Genomic DNA, 16,520 nt, shown 5'->3' on the forward strand with positions numbered 1-16,520 from the left:
ATATCGGTTTGTATTCGAGCTAGTCTTTTTCCAGTGGTTTGATGCAGTATTTTTACAAGCATCGAACGTTTGTTCTCGTCGTCATTGGCTGCGGCGAGTTTCTCCCGCAGCCACGGATCCATCAACGGGTTTATATTTGAGAGTGCATTACGTGCCACCAAAAGGCGTTCACGCAATTCATCGCGCAGAAGTTTAAGGCTCCACTGACCAAAAAATAAGCTGAAACCCGCAATGACAAACATGGGAAGAATGGCCATTTCCCATGCGTAGCGCAGAGCAACAGAAATAACGCCATTAATCGGAACCTGACTAACAAGGCTCAAAATGAAGGCTATAATCAATGCGACGATGCTGCCGCCCTCTCCCAGTTTACTGGCAGCACCGAGGAAAATAAAAACGAATGAAACGAGGATCATAACGAGAATACGCAACAACGCAGATTCTATGGTCCACTGAAGTACAGGAACCATCAGCGCCACCAGAATGGTGATCGCAATAACCGCGGCAGTCGCAACAATCGTATTCTCAGCGCCATCAGCCTTCATCAGAAAAATGACGAGATAACAGCTAATGGCAGATTCCGGGATTTTGAACAGCATCGCGATGCCGGCAACAAGAGCGCAGACGGCTGCCACACGCCATGACGTTGCCATGCGACCCGGAAAAGGCGCCAGGTCCGCTAGGGTTTCGCGGACCGCATCCCAAAGTCCGTATTTAGCAATCGTTGCCATTATGCACTGTCACAACGGCTGAAGCGCCAGAGCGCGTCAGCTCTGCTGGGGGATCAATCAGTTTTACACGCACGGGAAACCGCTGTGCAATACGAACCCAATTCAAGTTTTTAGGCACATAGGGCAAACTACGCGGAATATTGATGAGATCCTCGGATGAAACACCCCAACCAATCCCCTCGACACGCCCTTTTACCACAATAGAGCTATCGGCCAGAATTCTCACAGCAGCACAACTGCCAACCTTAATGCCGCGAAGTTCTGTTTCAGGAAAAGTTGCTGATGCATACCAGCTCGACGTATCAATTAATGTAAATACAGACTGGCCGGGAGCTATAATCTGCCCGGTGCCATGATTGGAGCCCACAACCCTGCCGTCATGGGGCGCCGTAACTACCGCGTTGTCGAGATTATGTTTCGCCAGTGCAAGAGCCGCTTGCCTTGCACGCACCAATGCCTGTGCGCTGTCTAGCGTTCCGACAAGTGTTGTGGCGGCTTCTGCCTGCTTAACTGCCTGTGTCAAACTGATCTGAGCGTCATTTCGCAACGTCTTTGCATCATCAACCTGCTGACGCGTGACATAGCCCTTTGGGCTAAGCGCCTCTAAGCGTTTTAGCGTTGCTTCAGCCAGATCGAGATTGGTTCTGGCACGCACTACCTGCTGGTCGGCAATGATTGCATTTTGCGATTCGGCCTTTACCGCACGCCTTTGAGTATCAAGTGCCGCTTCAGCTATTGCGAGGTCCGCGGCTGTCTGATCAACCAATATCTGGAGAGGTACCGGATCAATCGAAAAAAGCACATCGCCTTTTTTGACGGCCTGATTTTCTTCAACATTAATGGAAAGGATTTTTCCGGGAACCGTCGCAGCAATATTAACAATATTAGCTCCGATAACAGCGTCATCAGAAAGCGGTTTTTTGTCGGCTTCACGCAAATAAAGCCACGCCATAACGAAAGCGACGACGATCAATATGCCTGTCAGCAATACACCGACAATACTGAACTCTCTTTTACTATAGGCGTTTTTTTCCATACTCATCGACCATACACAAAAAGCGCGAGGCCGCAGGCAATCGCGATAACCATTGCAGTGTAAGCTGTCAGGCGAAACGGAAGAATATCATCAAGACCAATGCGGATCAGAACTACCCGCACGAGAAGAGTGATAATTATCGCAATGAAAAGGCACAGCATCCACGATGGGAAATATGCGCCTAACAAAGAAAATGACGGACCTGACACCGACTAAAAGTCTCCGCTAAGTAGGCTGCGCACACCCCGCGTGTGGCAGATTCTTACTTCTCACTTCATAGTTACGGGAACGTCAATATGCCTGCAAGCAGCAAATCCAACTTAAATTGATAATCGTATGGTCGGAACAAGAAAGAAAACAGAGCGCGATTTTAGCTCAATGTTACTTCACAATGAACGATAGCTTGATGAATAGCGACGGACCAATGCATTCGAGTCCAAAGCTTTCATTCGCGGTATGGCTGCCCCCGCCTCGTAATAAAAATATCGCTTACTTCTCAAACCGATCAGTTCCAGTGCGATCACGCTCGTATCGATTTTCAACCGGAAACTTCGGCAGCCAGGCCTCACGCCGTATCGTCCAAAGTTCATAAGTGGGTTTGAACTGATTGGGCGCATCCAGCGATCCCAGATTGATTTCAATTTCATCACCCGACTTTGAAAATACGGATGCCCCGCAAGTTGGGCAGAAATATCGCCCCTGATAGCTGTTCGTTTCTCCGTCAATTATCACAGCGCTCTCCGGGAAAATCGCAGACGCATGAAACAATGCACCATGATGCTTCCGGCAATCGAGGCAATGGCAGACACCAACCCTGTAAGGATTGCCAGAAGCTTCCAGTCTGACGCGTCCACACAAGCAACCACCTGTAAACTGTTTCATCTCTGCCTCTCCTCCGCGAGCCGATTACCGGCTTTTATCATACTAAAAGATAATAACCGTTTGAAACGATTCAGTTCATCATGACTACGTGGAGAAGTGTGCGGAAGTTGGAGGAGAACATCCGCACATATCAGCAAAAATGCTGTTGGGAGGAACCCTATGTCAGTGCAATCGAGCGCCAAGGCCGGCGCGCCTAAAATGACGCGTGAAGAAAAGAAGGTTATTTTCGCCTCTTCACTCGGCACCGTGTTTGAATGGTATGATTTTTATCTTTACGGAACACTTGCTGCCTTTATTGGCGCCGCGTTCTTCAATGAATATCCGGAAACAACTCGTAATATCTTCGTTCTGCTCGCTTTCGCGGCAGGCTTTCTTGTGCGCCCGTTTGGCGCGCTCGTCTTCGGACGCATCGGCGATCTCGTCGGTCGTAAATATACGTTCCTTGTGACCATCGTCATCATGGGCGCATCGACATTCCTCGTCGGTATCCTGCCCGGATCGGCAACACTTGGTATCGTCGCACCTGCAATCCTGATCATCCTGCGCATGTTGCAGGGTTTGGCATTGGGTGGCGAATACGGCGGCGCTGCAACCTATGTGGCTGAACACGCACCAAACGGTCGTCGTGGTTTCTACACATCGTGGATTCAGACGACTGCAACGCTTGGTCTGTTCCTGTCACTGATGGTCATTCTGAGCATTCAAAACGTCATGACCACAGAATCCTTCGCCTCGTGGGGCTGGCGTATTCCGTTCCTTGTTTCGATTGTTCTTCTGGGTATTTCCGTCTGGATTCGTTTGCAGATGAGTGAATCGCCTGCGTTTAAGAAGATGAAAGAAGAAGGCAAGACATCAAAAGCACCGCTTTCCGAAGCCTTTGGCCAATGGAAAAACGCGAAGATCGCTCTGATCGCTTTGTTCGGCCTTACAATGGGTCAGGCTGTTGTCTGGTATAGTGGACAGTTCTACGCTCTGTTCTTCTTGCAGAACGTACTTAAGGTGGAAAACCAATCTGCAAACATCATGGTTGCAACTGCTCTTATTATCGGCACCGGCTTCTTCGTTGTGTTCGGCTGGTTGTCAGATAAGATTGGCCGTAAGCCGATTATTATGGCTGGCCTGCTTCTGGCCGCAGTCACATATTTCCCACTGTTCAAGGCACTTACACAGGCTGCTAATCCAGCACTTGCCCATGCGGAACAGACAATCCGTGCAACTGTTACGGCAGCGCCTGGCGATTGTAACTTCCAGTTCAATGCGACAGGTACGGCCAAGTTTACCAGCTCATGCGACATTGCAACCAGCTTCTTGTCGCGCAGTGCTGTGCCTTATGATGTTGTGACTGGTCCTGCCGGACAGCCTGCAACCGTCAAGATTGGCGATGCAACTGTTACCTCCTTTGATGCAAATGCTGCAGGTGCGGATGCAAAAGCCAAGCAGGCTACCCTGACACACGACATCAACCTTGCTCTGCAAAAGGCTGGTTGGCCGCTGGTTCGTAGCCCTGCAAAGGTTGCAGACTCTAAACTTGATGCTTTCGTTGCTGCGAATCCAGAACTCGCTCTCGATGCAAGTGCTGTTCGTGCAGGCGAAAGCGCCACAATGACCAATGCAGAGTTGGTCAAGGCAAACATCGTTACGCAGATCGAAGCAGATGCGGCGGGTGAGCCAAGTCAAGCTGTTTACACCATCCCGAATGCAGGCGCGTTCAAGATGGTTGCTGATCCGGCACAGATCAACTGGACCATGACAATCGCAATCCTGACCGTTCTCGTTATCTACGTGACTATGGTTTATGGCCCGATTGCCGCTATCCTCGTTGAAATGTTCCCAACCCGCATCCGTTATACCGGTATGTCACTGCCTTATCACATCGGTAACGGCTGGTTCGGTGGCCTTCTGCCTGCGACTGTCTTTGCGATGAGTGCTGCCAAGGGCGATATTTATTATGGTCTCTGGTACCCGATCATCATTGCAACGATCACACTTGTGATTGGCGTGATGTTCGTCAAGGAAACAAAGGACGTTGACCTCAACAAGGTCGAGTAATCAGCGCCATTATTGAAACAGAAACGCCGCCTCTTTGGGCGGCGTTTTCATTTGTAGAGATAGCTCAACGATACTGTGCTTCAATCTCAATTAGCTTCTGTTTGCGCCAAAGCCCGCCGCCATAACCAGTCAGCGAACCATCAGCGCCTATTACCCGATGGCACGGAATGAGGATGGCGATTTGATTGGCTCCATTGGCACGTGCCACAGCCCGAACCGCGAGTGGCTTTTCGACAGCTCTCGCAATCTCGCTATAACTTCGCGTCTGCCCTGCCCCAATGTTTTGCAACTCGCGCCAGACATCGCGTGTAAATTCACTTCCATGCAACACAAGCGGCATATCAAACCTTGCAGATTGACCGGCAAAGAAAGCGTTAAGCTGTTGTGCCAGCACATCATGTGAAGGATACCGCCCTATGCCGATTGATCCATGACAAGCTTTGTAAAGCTTCTTCAACTCCTGCGGTAACGCCTTGCGATCCGCAAACTCCAGCAGATGCAAAGCCGACTGATCACAGACTGCAATCATCGTGCCCAGCGGTGTCTTGATCCAGTCAGCACGCAACAAGCCGTCTTTTCGCAACTGAGCCGGTGGCATTCCAAGAATACGTGCGAAAGCATTGCGAAATGCATCGGGCGATTCAAAACCCGCATCGACTTGCGCATCGATAACGCGCTCACCCTGCGCAAGAGTTTGAAATCCTTGTCGCAGTCTTTCCTGCCGAGCCATTTCCAGAAACGTAATGCCAAAGTGCCGTCTGAAACTACGCCGCACAGTTGACGGGTCAAAGCCCATTCCGGCAACATCGTCTTCACTCCAGCGACGTTGGGGCTGTGCTTCAAGCGCTTTCAACAAACGTTCAACCGAGACATCCGCTTCAGCTGCGGGCTGCAATGGATGACATCTTTTGCAAGCTCGGAAACCAGCGGCAATACATTCTGGAATAGACGCAAAAAAGCGGCAGTTCTCTTTCAGCGGCTTCCTCGCCGGACAAGTCAGTCGACAAAAAATGCCCGTCGACAGCACGCCAACATAGGCCTTGCCTTCATAGGCCGCATCACGAGCAAGCAATGCGTCATACAAGGTGTTCAAATCTGGGAGTGTGTTCAACATGGCAACAACTGTTAGTGCATCAGAGCCAAATTGCAGCCGGAAATCGGGCGTCTATTTCTTGAACCACAACCTTTTTCTGGGTTGAGGTTTATTACTTTGACACGATGTAACGACACGACATATCTATAGTATAGATATCTAATAAACACTACTTTGCAAAAATTGATACGGGTGAACATTGCCTTCAGGAGTTGACACCGCGATCAGCGCTGCTGATGCATTCTCTCACATGCGCATCATTAACGGCATGGGCATCAGTCTTTGCCTCTCAAGATTGCTGATCTTTGCATCCAGATTTGTCCAGCATCCTAACAAGCATAAGATATCGTATATGCATATCGGCTGGGTGATCGTTGTGTTTCTCTGGATCATTCAGTTCTGGTGGGACTACCTTTTTGAAAGCAGCACAAAGACCTACAACGTCTATACCTATGTTTTGGATTTGCTTTATGTATTCGGCCTTTTTTTCATGTGCGTCACTCTAACTCCAGATGACATCAAAGAGTATGGGGATTACGAAAGATATTTTCTTTCACGAAAAATATGGCTGTTATCGCTTTTGATACTGCTCAATCTTATTGAATTATTACGCAGTGCAGGCCCCAGCATTTCTATCAATAACGAGGAATCTCCGCTTGGGGATTTCATTTTCTTCACGATTGAAACTGCTGTGATACTACTTGCTATGAAGATCAGGAAAAAAGGCTTTCAATATTTCTTTATTGCACTGCTTATAGCGGCGGTATTTGCAGACTTCACAATTCAACTCGACTGAAATTAAAAAGCCGCTGAGCGATCTTCACACAGCGGCTTTTTCAACGAATATTTGTCAGCGATTAAGCTGAAAGTGCCTTGAACTTGGCAAGGATTGCATCGCCCATCTCGGTCGTTCCGACCTTGTTGGTACCCTCTGACCAAATGTCAGCAGTACGCAGACCATCGTCAAGAACGCCGGCAATTGCCGCTTCCAGACGATCAGCTTCATCGATCAGGTTGAACGAATAGCGCAGGCACATGGCAAGCGATGCGATCATTGCAATCGGATTGGCAACGCCCTGACCTGCAATATCCGGCGCCGAACCATGAACCGGCTCATAAAGCGCCTTACGCTTGCCAGTCACACCATCAGCTGCACCGAGCGAGGCCGATGGTAGCATACCGAGCGAACCCGTCAGCATCGCTGCAACGTCGGAAAGCATGTCACCAAACAGGTTATCGGTGACGATCACGTCGAACTGCTTCGGCCAGCGAACGAGCTGCATACCGCCCGCATCAGCCAGCATATGCTCAAGTTCAACGTCCGAATGCTTTTCTTTATGACGTGCTGTGACGACCTGATTCCACAGGACGCCCGACTTCATCACATTGCGCTTTTCCATCGAAGTGACTTTGTTGCCGCGCGTGCGTGCCAGTTCAAAAGCCACATCGGCAATGCGCTCGATTTCATAGGTGTCGTACACCTGCGTATCGATACCGCGTTTCTGACCATTGCCCAGATCGATGATTTCCTTCGGTTCACCGAAGTAAACACCGCCGGTCAGTTCGCGCAGGATCAGAATGTCGAGACCTTCAATCACTTCCGGCTTCAGCGAAGATGAATGCGCGAGTGCTGGATAGCAGATGGCCGGACGCAAATTGGCATAAAGAGCCAAATCCTTACGCAAACGCAGAAGGCCTGCTTCTGGGCGCACTTCGTAAGGAACGCTGTCCCACTTAGGGCCACCAACTGCGCCGAAAAGCACTGCATCAGCAGCTAGTGCCTTTTCCATATCGGCATCGGAAATCGCCTGACCATGCGCATCATACGCCGAACCACCAACAAGGCCTTCATCGGTTTCAAAACCGAGATTGAGACCAGAATTGAGGAAAGCGATAATCTTGCGGACTTCAGCCATTGCTTCAGGACCGATACCGTCACCGGGCAGGAGGAGGAGTTTTCTGGATGCCATAATGCCAAGCCTCTGTTTTTTATTGCTTAATAGCGGTAGAAAAATCAAACTCCGCCATCATAACCTAAAGTTCCGCGAGGGTTATAGAACCCCCGTGCACAGCAAGCAATAATTGCCGCGCGAAATTTATGAAAAAGAACAGCGAAAATATGGAAATTATATAACATCAAGGTTTAGCGCCTCTTCTTTGTAGATGACGGCGCTATTAATGTGAGCCCAGCTATTCAATTGTCCGCGCTTCGGATGGAAGCATGATCGGAATGCCACCTCGAATTGGATAAGCAAGTTTAGCTTTTTGCGAAATCAATTCGCTGTTTTCTGCATCATATTGCAGTGGCCCCTTGGTGAGTGGGCACACAAGCAATTCGAGTAGCTTCACGTCAAGATTGCCGGCACTCTCTTTGGTGGTCATTTATATTTCCTTGGAACGTCATATTGTGCGGACACGTTCATTGCAGACGTGAACCATAGTCATCTTTGGCTTTCGCCAACACCATTTCCGTAATAGCAATCAACGTTGCAGCACGCGTTTTCAGATCCGCAGCTTCCAATAATGCCTGCTTTTCAGCTGCACCAAACGGCGACATTATTGAGAGTGCATTCACCAGTGTGTCATTGGCCGCGCGCGAGATGCTATCCCAATCCGCCTGCAGATTATGCACTTCCAGATAGTCCTTGAATGCGCGCAAGAGCGCTTCACGATCAATCTCTCCAACATCATTCGCAGCTTCGAGATCGGTCAAAAATGGCGCTATCTTGCATTGGCGATAAGGTTTGCGAGAATGCACCTCCTCGAGAACCCGAAACCGGCAAATGCCTTGTAATGTGATCAATACGCGACCGTCGCCCGTCTCTGAATAGGCAGTTATCCGCCCCAGACAACCAACCTGGCTCAATTCAGGTTTCAGTGTCTCGTCGAGATCATCGCTATCGTCTTCTTCCTCGACATCATGAATGCGAGGCTGGATCATCGCGATAATCCGTTTGCCGGACAATGCATCGTCGACCATTTCGAGATAACGAGGCTCGAATATGTTTAACGGCAATTGGCCGCCCGGCAGCAAAAGTGCGCCTTTAAGTGGAAACACCGGAACAAGCTCCGGTATATCCGAAGCTATCCGATAACGGGCATTGCCCACTTGCATAACTATCTCCTTTAAGAAAACAGAAGCGACGAAAGCTTGCGGCGCGCACCCAAAGTCGCTGGGTCTGCATTGCCCCAGGCTTCAAAAAACTGCAGAAGCTGTTTGCGTGCACCATCATCATTCCAGCTACGGTCCGCCTTCATGACTGCCAGCAACTCATCAGCGGCCTCCACGCGCCGCCCCTGAGCATTCCGCACCTGCGCTAAATCATAACGAGCCTGAAAATCGTTGGGATCAGCCTGAACGCGACGCTCCAGCTCTACCGGATCACCGATGAGTTTTACCTGATCAGCAAGGGCAAGCTTCGCTTCAAGCGCACGAACAGGTGCGGCATCTTGCTTATCCGCAGGCACACTTGCCAATATTTCGCGGGCTTTCTCATCATCGCCAGATTCAAGCAAGCACGTCGCCAAGCCGACAATTGCATCAACATTATCAGGTGCTACTTGCAGAATTGACGAAAAAATCTGCGCTGATTGCACGAAATCACCAGCCTCAACCAGTTCTTTCGCAGCCGTAACTGCTTCAGTAATCGCTGCTTCCTGATCACTAGGGCCGCTGATTTTCGCAATAAATTCTTTGACTTTAGAGTCTGGCAAAGCGCCCATAAAGCCATCGGCAGGCTGGCCATTCACAAATGCGATGACAGCGGGGATTGATTGAATGCCAAGCTGACCAGCAATCGACGGATGGTCATCTATATTCATTTTGACGAGCTTAACTGCACCACCTGCTTCGCGGACGGCATTCTCAATAATCGGCGTAAGCTGTTTACAAGGGCCGCACCATGGTGCCCAGAAATCAACAAGAACTGGCTGATTGCGCGATTCCGCGATTACGTCGGCCTGAAAGGCGGCTGTCGTCGTATCTTTGATCAGATCATGGCCGCCAACAGCCGAGGTTGATGTTCCAAAAGACACATTCCCGGTCAATTGCCCGCCCATCTGTGCACTTGTATTCGAATAAGGATTGTTTTGGCTTGTCATCGGATATTTTCCTTGGGTCTTTCAGCCAGCATATAGGGCGGCGGCAAACAATTTTCGATATGGCAGTTTGTATCTACAGCAATCAATGTCGAGCTGCGTTTCCGCAAAGTTGCAGTTGGTGGCTTCTGATCTATAGGGAAACTTTAGCATCTTCTGAAACAGCGAGAATACGGACTTCATGACCAGTGGACGCCAGAAAGCGCAGAAGATCATCGCGCTTGATCGATGTTGTGGCTTCATTCGTCAAAGGGTGCCCATTAATAATGTCGTTTTTCATAAGAGCCGCATCAAGGACAATCTGAACGTTGTGTTCGGTGTCGTTTACTGCGCCAAACACAGTCACGCCTCCGGGTACGACACCGAGATATTCCATTAGTTTTTCCGGTTTGCCAAAAGAAACGCGGCTGGAAGCACCAATAATCTGATGGATCGATTTGAGGTCGACGACAGCGTCTTCATCGACTGTCACGAGAAAGAAATTGTCTTTCTTATCTTTCAAAAACAGATTCTTGGTGTGGCCACCAGGAATTTCCCCACGCAAACCTTGTGAATCGGCTACAGTGAATAATGGTGGGTGTTCAACCGTGCTCACCTCTATGTCGAGGTTTTTCAGATAATCGTGAAGTTCCGCCGATGTCATAGGCATAAGATATAATTTCCCAAATAGGAGGCCAACTCAAAGCCTCTTTATGAAAGCGTTTGGTACACTTAATCACGTGCACCAAGGAGGCAATAGTCAAATTTTCTCATGTAGCGTCTCGGGTTCATTCGTATTTCCCCCGAATGATTGCATTGTCATGCATATGAATCGGTATGTGGATATAAATTAGCAATTCTGAACGAACTGATTCACATCGGTTTCAAAAGAATGGGCGCTTCAAAAAGCTTGAATGGCGATTTTCCACAGTGATCAGATAATTATTTTATTGATAAAATACAATTACTTATACAATTTTTTGCCTCTCAATTCACGAATATGGATTTTTCCTATTGCATTCCCCGAAGCGTTCAGCGATACAGCGCCTGCCTAACGGAAACGACTTCTCTCTCCGCAGAGAAGGCTGGCGCGAGCGGGTGTAGCTCAGGGGTAGAGCACAACCTTGCCAAGGTTGGGGTCGAGGGTTCGAATCCCTTCGCCCGCTCCAGTTTTTCCGATTGGTTAGGTATCAAAATCCCGGCTTTGTCCGGGATTTTTGCTTTTAGGAATTTGGATTATCGCAATATTAAACCGTCCACATTGCTTCACATTTTGAGATGGAAACAATAGAAATATAATGAGCTTCGACTGCAAACAGCCCAACACTGAAGTTTAAAAGATTGATAGATATTTGACTGCTTTTTATCCCGCCGCAGCATTCAGATAATGTGCGACTAACTTTCATAATTTATTCATGGTCAGTGGTAGTTTTTTGACAATCCCAGAGTCAAATTGTTACAAGTGATACAATGTATAGACTTTTTGTTAAGTTGTTGTAATAGCAATTGATATAGGTCCAACTAGGGACTCATGATAGTAATGATTCGAGTGTGTTGCTTTTCGTTTAGCAAACAGGGAAAAATACGTTTTTGGCCAGTTAAAACTTAGCTAAAATCTGCTTTTATTCTCTCTTGGAGAGAGACATAGGGTATAATTCATATGAATTTAAACTCTCAATGGCAAACGCTAGCTGGCCTGCCACGGTTGAGCAAACAGATAATTTTGCTCATAAGCGACTGTTTGCTTCTATTGCTCAGCGCCTATCTCGCGTTTGTTATGAGACTGGGTTTCGTTTTCGTGCCCTCTCATGCCCAGTTCTTTCTTATAATTATTGCACCATTATTGGGAATTCCCGTTTTCATTCGTTTCGGGCTCTACAGGGCAATAATTAGGTATCTTGCGGAACGCTCAATTTGGCCCATCTTCCAAGCGACAGCAATCGCCGCGCTATTTTGGGTCGCCCTCGTATTTCTAATGGAACTATATGGCAGTTCCGGTCTGCCTCGTTCCGTACCTCTGCTGTACTGGCTACTCAGCACGGTGCTGATCTCAGCCAGTCGATTTGGGGCAAAGTGGCTATTACGCAATGCTGGCGGTGGAAAAACATATTCCAGTTCGGCAATCATCGTAGGGGTCGGTGAACCGGGACGTCAATTAGCTGCCGCTTTAAGAAGCCATAGCGACACACAAATAATTGGATTTGTTGACCCAAGCGGCATGCTCAACGGCATGGATATCACCGGACTTCGCGTCTATTCCACAAAACAGATACCGCAACTGATTGAAAATTACGGCATCAGGCAAGTCATCATATCTGAACCGGAGTTAACTCAGGCTCAGCGGCAAGAATTTGCACGCGTCCTAAGCCCGTTACCGGTCAGCACGCGTATTCTTCCACCCATTGCTGACCTTACTACCGGAAAATACCTCGTCAGTTCATTACGCAATGTCGAAATTGATGATCTTCTCGGGCGCTCTCCGGTTCCACCTGATGTAACCATGCTACGCGAAGTGGTCGAAGAACGCCGTATTATGATCACTGGCGCGGGCGGCTCCATAGGTAGTCAGCTTTGCCAAATCATTGCGCAATGGAAGCCAGAATCTATCGTCCTCTTTGAATCTAGTGAGTTTGCACTTTACCAAATCGAACGTCAGCTCCAACGGACTGCATCGTGTGAAATCGTACCCGTTTTGGGGTCAGTACAAGATAAAGATATCCTGGAAAACGTCATCCGCTTACATCACGTTGATACCGTTTACCATTGTGCAGCCTACAAACACGTCCCTCTTGTCGAGAAGAATGTATTGATTGGCATTTGTAACAATGTCTTTGGAACGCTCAATGTGGCTTCAGCATGTTTTGCCACCGATGTTGAGCGCATGGTGCTTATCTCATCTGACAAAGCGGTTCGCCCCACAAATGTCATGGGTGCAACGAAACGCTGGGCCGAGCTCATCGTGTATTATTACGGAATGCTAGCTGAACAAGCAGGTAAAAATACCTCTTTTTATTCTGTACGCTTTGGCAACGTTCTAGGGTCAAATGGCTCGGTTGTTCCATTATTTCGCGAGCAAATCGCCAATGGCGGGCCAGTAACTCTGACGCATGAAGATATGACGCGATATTTTATGTCGATCAAAGAGGCTGCCGAACTAATCGTGCAGTCTGGTGCGATTGCCGAAACAGGAGATACAGTCTTACTGGAAATGGGTGAGCCCGTAAAAGTCAGAGATCTCGCGGAAAATATGATTCTTCTGGCAGGACTTACAGTTCGCAACAGCGATAACCCACAAGGCGATATCGCGATTGAAGTCACCGGCATTCGCGAAGGTGAAAAGATGTATGAAGAGCTTTTTTACGACCCATCGCAGGCGCGAACAACAAGACATCCAAAAATCATGCGTGCTCCTAAGGGTAAAAAAGCAGATGTAGATGTCATGCAAAGTTTGAATGAGCTACGTGCCGCTATGGACACAAATGATGTCACAGCAATACGCAAAGTACTTTTTGAAGTTATAGCTTTTTAAACCGACCGCGAAAATCTAATAATAATAACAGAACAGCAACAATCGCGACCATCAGGAATATTATCTGAGAGAGCAAGTGATTAAAATACATCATTGATGCAGCGCACAATATAAGAATTAAGTTTAAAATACCAATGTGCGAAACAACTTTGACAACACTCCAACCTGATCTTTTTGCTACCTGATACGCATGCTTTGAATGAGCTTTCAATACATTTTCCCTTGCTGCCAAACGCAGGATAATTGTCGTTCCAGCATCAAAAACATAATATAGCGGAAGAACGACTGCTACAGTTATGTGCGTTTCACGCGCCAACAACAATAAAGCTGTACCAGTCATTAACCCGAGAGGCAGACTACCGGAGTCACCTAAAAAGATACGTGCTGGTGGGCGATTAAAAAACGAGAAGCCCAATAGACCGCCTGCAAGGATGGCTGCAAGCGCGCCACTTTCAACACCAGCAAAATGCAGTACAGTCAGAATAACAATTCCTAGCAGCGGAATCCCCAAACCCGCCACCGTCATTAAGTCCAGTCCATCCATAAAATTTGTTATATTGATTGCCGCAACAAGTGTGATGACAATCAAAATTGCTTCACACCAATGCGGAAGCAAATCCGGCAACAATCTATATTCCGGCCCCAAACCATAAAGAACCAAGCAGCTTGCGAGCAGTTGCGATCCAAAACGCAGATAAACGGGCAATTCAAACCGATCATCCAGCGCTCCAACGGCCCATAACAATATGGAGGCACCCGACAAAAAGCTGACTAGCTCGACCGTGATTCCGAGGTCCGGACCGAATGTAAACAGAGTGATGAGCGCTGCGGGAATAAGCGCAAGGCCACCAATTTGCTGTGCAGGAACATTATGATTTGATCGTGGATTGAAGCCTGCTGCGAGAAAAGATCTCGGCAACAAAACGGACAGAATATAGAGCGAAGCGCCACAGAGAATGGCGCTTGATACAAACGAGACGAACAGCAAAATCATTGGAATACCGACGAAAAACTATCAATAAATCCGATTTAACATCTTTGCCGATATTGGCAAATCTCTTACTCACAGTTGTTCGTTAAAGAATAAGTGTTTCGCCTTTTGTTCTTGCCGATCAAAGCTATAAATATTGAATTCGGATAACGTTTCCAACTCCTCTATACTAATCTCGTAATGATCGCCTTGATCTCACGTTCGAAGAAATCTGAGAACGTCGCAATGCGTGGCGGCAGCTTCTGGAATGGTGGATAATAAAGCGTCAGCCAAAGTTGCGGCGGTGACCACTCCGGCAAGATATGAACAAGCTGACCCGTGCGCAAATGTTCTGCCACAATAAAAGTCGGCAGCATCGCAACGCCTGCCCCGCCAGCCGCCATGTTGGCGAGTACTTCACCATTATTAGCACTGATCATGCGCCCAGCGGAAACATTGAAGGTTGAGCTGCCATCCGACAAGGCCCAGGTTTCACGGCGGCTTTCTGAACTATAGCCCAGACATCCATCCGAGGTCAGTTCGCTCGGATGCGCCACATCAACATATGGCGTACCGGGCGCAGCGACCAGAATACGCTTAATCTCAATGATCTTGCGCCAGATGGTGAATTTATCCGACGGCGCACCGGAAATGCGTATGGCCAGATCGAAATCCTGCTCAACAATATCGAGCATTTGGTCAGTCAACGACAGCTCAACTTCAATCTTGGGATATAGCTCACGGAATGCCGAAAGAATTTGCGGCAGCACCTGCTGGCCTAGCGACATCGGCGCATTGATCCGTAAGCGCCCTTGATCTGCCTTATGAACATTCATAAGGTCATGCCGTGCGGCCTCCAGCGCTTCCACTGCCGGTTCGATACGCGCAGCGAAGACTGCACCGTCACTGGTCAGCGATACCTGCCGCGTCGTGCGGACAAAAAGCTGCACACCCAGCTCTTCCTCCAGTGCCGCAATTGTGCGGGTAACAGAGGCTGGCGTCATATCCAACTCCCGCGCCACTTGGGCAAAATTTCGCTTCTCGGCCGCCAGAAGGAAGGTTTTCAGAGCTTTCAGTTCATTCATTTAATTATTGCACTCTGCGTAATAGATTAGCAATTATTGCGACAATTGTTATCAACTATCAAGTCTCTTAAATTCGGCTCAACAAGATTGCAAAGCGGTAATGCCGCAGAAAGGCAAATATCATGCTGAACCAGATTAAGGGCCTTCACCACGTCACATCAATGGCCGCTGATGCGCGCCAGAACAATAGCTTCTTTACCGACACACTCGGCCTGCGTCGTGTAAAAAAGACCGTCAATTTCGACGAGCCAAGTGTTTACCACCTTTATTATGGCGATGAAGTCGGCACCCCCGGGTCGGTCATGACCTACTTCCCATTCCCAAATATCGTTCGCGGTCGTCCGGGTGTTGGTGAAGTTGGTGAAACGGAATTCTCTGTGCCAAAGGGTTCGCTCGGTTTCTGGAAAGACCGCCTTGTTGCTAAAGGCGTAACCGGCCTTGAAGCTGACCGTGTGTTCGGCTCCGAGCGCCTGCGTTTTCAGGGACCGGACGGCGATGGCTTTGCGCTCGTTGAGATCGAAGACGACAAACGTGCACCATGGATGAGCGCGGGCGTGTCTGAGGATGTCGCTATCCGTGGCTTCAGCGGCGCACGTATGCGGCTTCATGATATTGACGCCAGTGCCGAACTGCTCAAGTTCATGGGTTATGAACGCGCTGAAACAGAAGGCAATGTCAGCCGCTTCATCATGCCAAATGGCAATGGTGCCGATACGATTGACCTTGAAGCTCTGCCTTCGGCTCAGGCTGCACGTCAGGGTGCTGGTTCCGTCCACCACATCGCCTTTGCGGTGCCAGACCGGGCTGCACAACTTGAAGTGCGCAAGGCACTGATGGACACGGGCTACCACGTTACGCCAGTGATCGACCGTGATTATTTCTGGGCGATCTACTTCCGTACACCGGGCGGTGTGCTGTTTGAAGTGGCAACCAACGAGCCCGGCTTTGACCGCGATGAAGACACGGCGCATCTGGGCGAAGCACTCAAGTTGCCAAGCCGCTATGAAGCCTATCGTGATCGCATCGAAGCCAATCTCGAACCTTTGGAAAGCAGTTCAATCTGATTGC

Annotated in this window: 15 protein-coding genes, 1 tRNA gene and 1 pseudogene; 5 read left to right on the forward strand and 12 right to left on the reverse strand. The window is 48.8% G+C overall.

Going from position 1 to position 16,520, the window contains the following annotated elements; genetic code table 11:
- From J2782_RS17160 to J2782_RS17175, 4 genes and pseudogenes are all read right to left on the reverse strand, one after another.
- Nucleotides 1–731: pseudogene (locus tag J2782_RS17160) on the reverse strand (FUSC family protein); the annotation flags it as partial.
- Complete coding sequence (gene mdtN / locus J2782_RS17165) at nucleotides 715–1,773, reverse strand: multidrug transporter subunit MdtN (RefSeq protein ID WP_310014793.1); 1,059 nt, start codon at nucleotides 1,771–1,773, stop codon at nucleotides 715–717. The gene mdtN and the pseudogene J2782_RS17160, both read right to left, overlap by 17 nt.
- Nucleotides 1,770–1,976 carry a YtcA family lipoprotein gene (locus J2782_RS17170; RefSeq protein WP_310014795.1) on the reverse strand — a complete coding sequence of 69 codons (207 nt, stop codon included), beginning with the start codon at nucleotides 1,974–1,976 and terminating at the stop codon, nucleotides 1,770–1,772. Before J2782_RS17170 ends, mdtN begins: the two co-directional genes overlap by 4 nt.
- Nucleotides 1,977–2,256: 280 nt before the next feature.
- Nucleotides 2,257–2,649 carry a GFA family protein gene (locus tag J2782_RS17175; protein ID WP_310014796.1) on the reverse strand — a complete coding sequence of 131 codons (393 nt, stop codon included), beginning with the start codon at nucleotides 2,647–2,649 and terminating at the stop codon, nucleotides 2,257–2,259.
- 159 nt (nucleotides 2,650–2,808) lie between these two features.
- Here J2782_RS17175 and J2782_RS17180 point away from each other — a divergent pair, with 159 nt between their 5' ends.
- Nucleotides 2,809–4,698, forward strand: a complete 1,890-nt coding sequence (locus J2782_RS17180; protein ID WP_310014797.1) for an MFS transporter — start codon at nucleotides 2,809–2,811, stop codon at nucleotides 4,696–4,698.
- 64 nt (nucleotides 4,699–4,762) lie between these two features.
- On the opposite strand, the gene J2782_RS17185 is transcribed toward J2782_RS17180, so the two are convergent.
- Nucleotides 4,763–5,812: a bifunctional transcriptional activator/DNA repair enzyme AdaA gene (locus tag J2782_RS17185; protein ID WP_310014798.1), complete on the reverse strand. Its 1,050-nt coding sequence runs from the start codon at nucleotides 5,810–5,812 to the stop codon at nucleotides 4,763–4,765.
- A gap of 178 nt (nucleotides 5,813–5,990) precedes the next feature.
- On the opposite strand from J2782_RS17185, the gene J2782_RS17190 reads away from it, so the two are divergent.
- Entirely contained in the window at nucleotides 5,991–6,587 is a 597-nt protein-coding gene (locus J2782_RS17190; protein ID WP_310014800.1) for a hypothetical protein, read from the forward strand.
- Between the two features lie 61 nt (nucleotides 6,588–6,648).
- Here J2782_RS17190 and leuB read toward each other — a convergent pair whose 3' ends face one another.
- The 5 genes from leuB to J2782_RS17215 form a co-directional block, all read right to left on the reverse strand.
- Nucleotides 6,649–7,761, reverse strand: coding sequence for a 3-isopropylmalate dehydrogenase (gene leuB / locus J2782_RS17195; RefSeq protein ID WP_310014801.1), 1,113 nt, complete (start codon nucleotides 7,759–7,761; stop codon nucleotides 6,649–6,651).
- A 220-nt stretch (nucleotides 7,762–7,981) separates the two neighbouring features.
- Nucleotides 7,982–8,173, reverse strand: a complete 192-nt coding sequence (locus J2782_RS17200) for a Trm112 family protein (RefSeq protein ID WP_310014802.1) — start codon at nucleotides 8,171–8,173, stop codon at nucleotides 7,982–7,984.
- Nucleotides 8,174–8,210: 37 nt separating this feature from the next.
- Entirely contained in the window at nucleotides 8,211–8,906 is a 696-nt protein-coding gene (locus J2782_RS17205) for an LON peptidase substrate-binding domain-containing protein (RefSeq protein ID WP_310014804.1), read from the reverse strand.
- An 11-nt stretch (nucleotides 8,907–8,917) separates the two neighbouring features.
- The gene (gene trxA / locus J2782_RS17210) at nucleotides 8,918–9,892 is read right to left on the reverse strand and encodes a thioredoxin (RefSeq protein ID WP_310014807.1); all 975 of its coding nucleotides are present in this window, start codon (nucleotides 9,890–9,892) and stop codon (nucleotides 8,918–8,920) included.
- Between the two features lie 130 nt (nucleotides 9,893–10,022).
- On the reverse strand, nucleotides 10,023–10,538 hold the full coding sequence (locus tag J2782_RS17215; RefSeq protein WP_310014808.1) for a prolyl-tRNA synthetase associated domain-containing protein: 516 nt from the start codon (nucleotides 10,536–10,538) through the stop codon (nucleotides 10,023–10,025).
- Nucleotides 10,539–10,962: 424 nt separating this feature from the next.
- On the opposite strand from J2782_RS17215, the gene J2782_RS17220 reads away from it, so the two are divergent.
- Both J2782_RS17220 and J2782_RS17225 read left to right on the forward strand, forming a co-directional pair.
- Nucleotides 10,963–11,037: transfer RNA gene (locus J2782_RS17220), tRNA-Gly, on the forward strand.
- Between the two features lie 491 nt (nucleotides 11,038–11,528).
- Nucleotides 11,529–13,397, forward strand: a complete 1,869-nt coding sequence (locus J2782_RS17225; protein WP_310014809.1) for a polysaccharide biosynthesis protein — start codon at nucleotides 11,529–11,531, stop codon at nucleotides 13,395–13,397.
- On the opposite strand, the gene J2782_RS17230 is transcribed toward J2782_RS17225, so the two are convergent.
- Together J2782_RS17230 and J2782_RS17235 are read right to left on the reverse strand one after the other, a co-directional pair.
- Nucleotides 13,384–14,391 (reverse strand): MraY family glycosyltransferase, encoded by a 1,008-nt coding sequence (locus J2782_RS17230; protein WP_310014812.1) that lies wholly within the window; start codon nucleotides 14,389–14,391, stop codon nucleotides 13,384–13,386. The genes J2782_RS17225 and J2782_RS17230 overlap by 14 nt on opposite strands.
- A gap of 161 nt (nucleotides 14,392–14,552) precedes the next feature.
- Nucleotides 14,553–15,452 (reverse strand): LysR family transcriptional regulator, encoded by a 900-nt coding sequence (locus J2782_RS17235; RefSeq protein WP_310014814.1) that lies wholly within the window; start codon nucleotides 15,450–15,452, stop codon nucleotides 14,553–14,555.
- A 122-nt stretch (nucleotides 15,453–15,574) separates the two neighbouring features.
- Between J2782_RS17235 and J2782_RS17240 the strand changes: the two genes are divergently transcribed.
- Nucleotides 15,575–16,516 carry a VOC family protein gene (locus J2782_RS17240; RefSeq protein WP_310014815.1) on the forward strand — a complete coding sequence of 314 codons (942 nt, stop codon included), beginning with the start codon at nucleotides 15,575–15,577 and terminating at the stop codon, nucleotides 16,514–16,516.
- The last annotated feature ends 4 nt before the right edge of the window (nucleotides 16,517–16,520 follow it).

This window comes from Brucella pseudogrignonensis, from assembly GCF_031454375.1.
GTDB classification, from domain to species: domain Bacteria; phylum Pseudomonadota; class Alphaproteobacteria; order Rhizobiales; family Rhizobiaceae; genus Brucella; species Brucella pseudogrignonensis_A.

Coding starts and splice junctions, on each gene's coding strand:
- mdtN (WP_310014793.1), bottom strand. CDS start 1,773: ATGAGTATGGAAAAAAACGCCTATAGTAAAAGAGAGTTCAGTATTGTC.
- J2782_RS17175 (WP_310014796.1), bottom strand. CDS start 2,649: ATGAAACAGTTTACAGGTGGTTGCTTGTGTGGACGCGTCAGACTGGAA.
- J2782_RS17180 (WP_310014797.1), top strand. CDS start 2,809: ATGTCAGTGCAATCGAGCGCCAAGGCCGGCGCGCCTAAAATGACGCGT.
- J2782_RS17185 (WP_310014798.1), bottom strand. CDS start 5,812: ATGTTGAACACACTCCCAGATTTGAACACCTTGTATGACGCATTGCTT.
- leuB (WP_310014801.1), bottom strand. CDS start 7,761: ATGGCATCCAGAAAACTCCTCCTCCTGCCCGGTGACGGTATCGGTCCT.
- J2782_RS17200 (WP_310014802.1), bottom strand. CDS start 8,173: ATGACCACCAAAGAGAGTGCCGGCAATCTTGACGTGAAGCTACTCGAA.
- J2782_RS17205 (WP_310014804.1), bottom strand. CDS start 8,906: ATGCAAGTGGGCAATGCCCGTTATCGGATAGCTTCGGATATACCGGAG.
- trxA (WP_310014807.1), bottom strand. CDS start 9,892: ATGACAAGCCAAAACAATCCTTATTCGAATACAAGTGCACAGATGGGC.
- J2782_RS17215 (WP_310014808.1), bottom strand. CDS start 10,538: ATGCCTATGACATCGGCGGAACTTCACGATTATCTGAAAAACCTCGAC.
- J2782_RS17225 (WP_310014809.1), top strand. CDS start 11,529: ATGAATTTAAACTCTCAATGGCAAACGCTAGCTGGCCTGCCACGGTTG.
- J2782_RS17230 (WP_310014812.1), bottom strand. CDS start 14,391: ATGATTTTGCTGTTCGTCTCGTTTGTATCAAGCGCCATTCTCTGTGGC.
- J2782_RS17235 (WP_310014814.1), bottom strand. CDS start 15,452: ATGAATGAACTGAAAGCTCTGAAAACCTTCCTTCTGGCGGCCGAGAAG.
- J2782_RS17240 (WP_310014815.1), top strand. CDS start 15,575: ATGCTGAACCAGATTAAGGGCCTTCACCACGTCACATCAATGGCCGCT.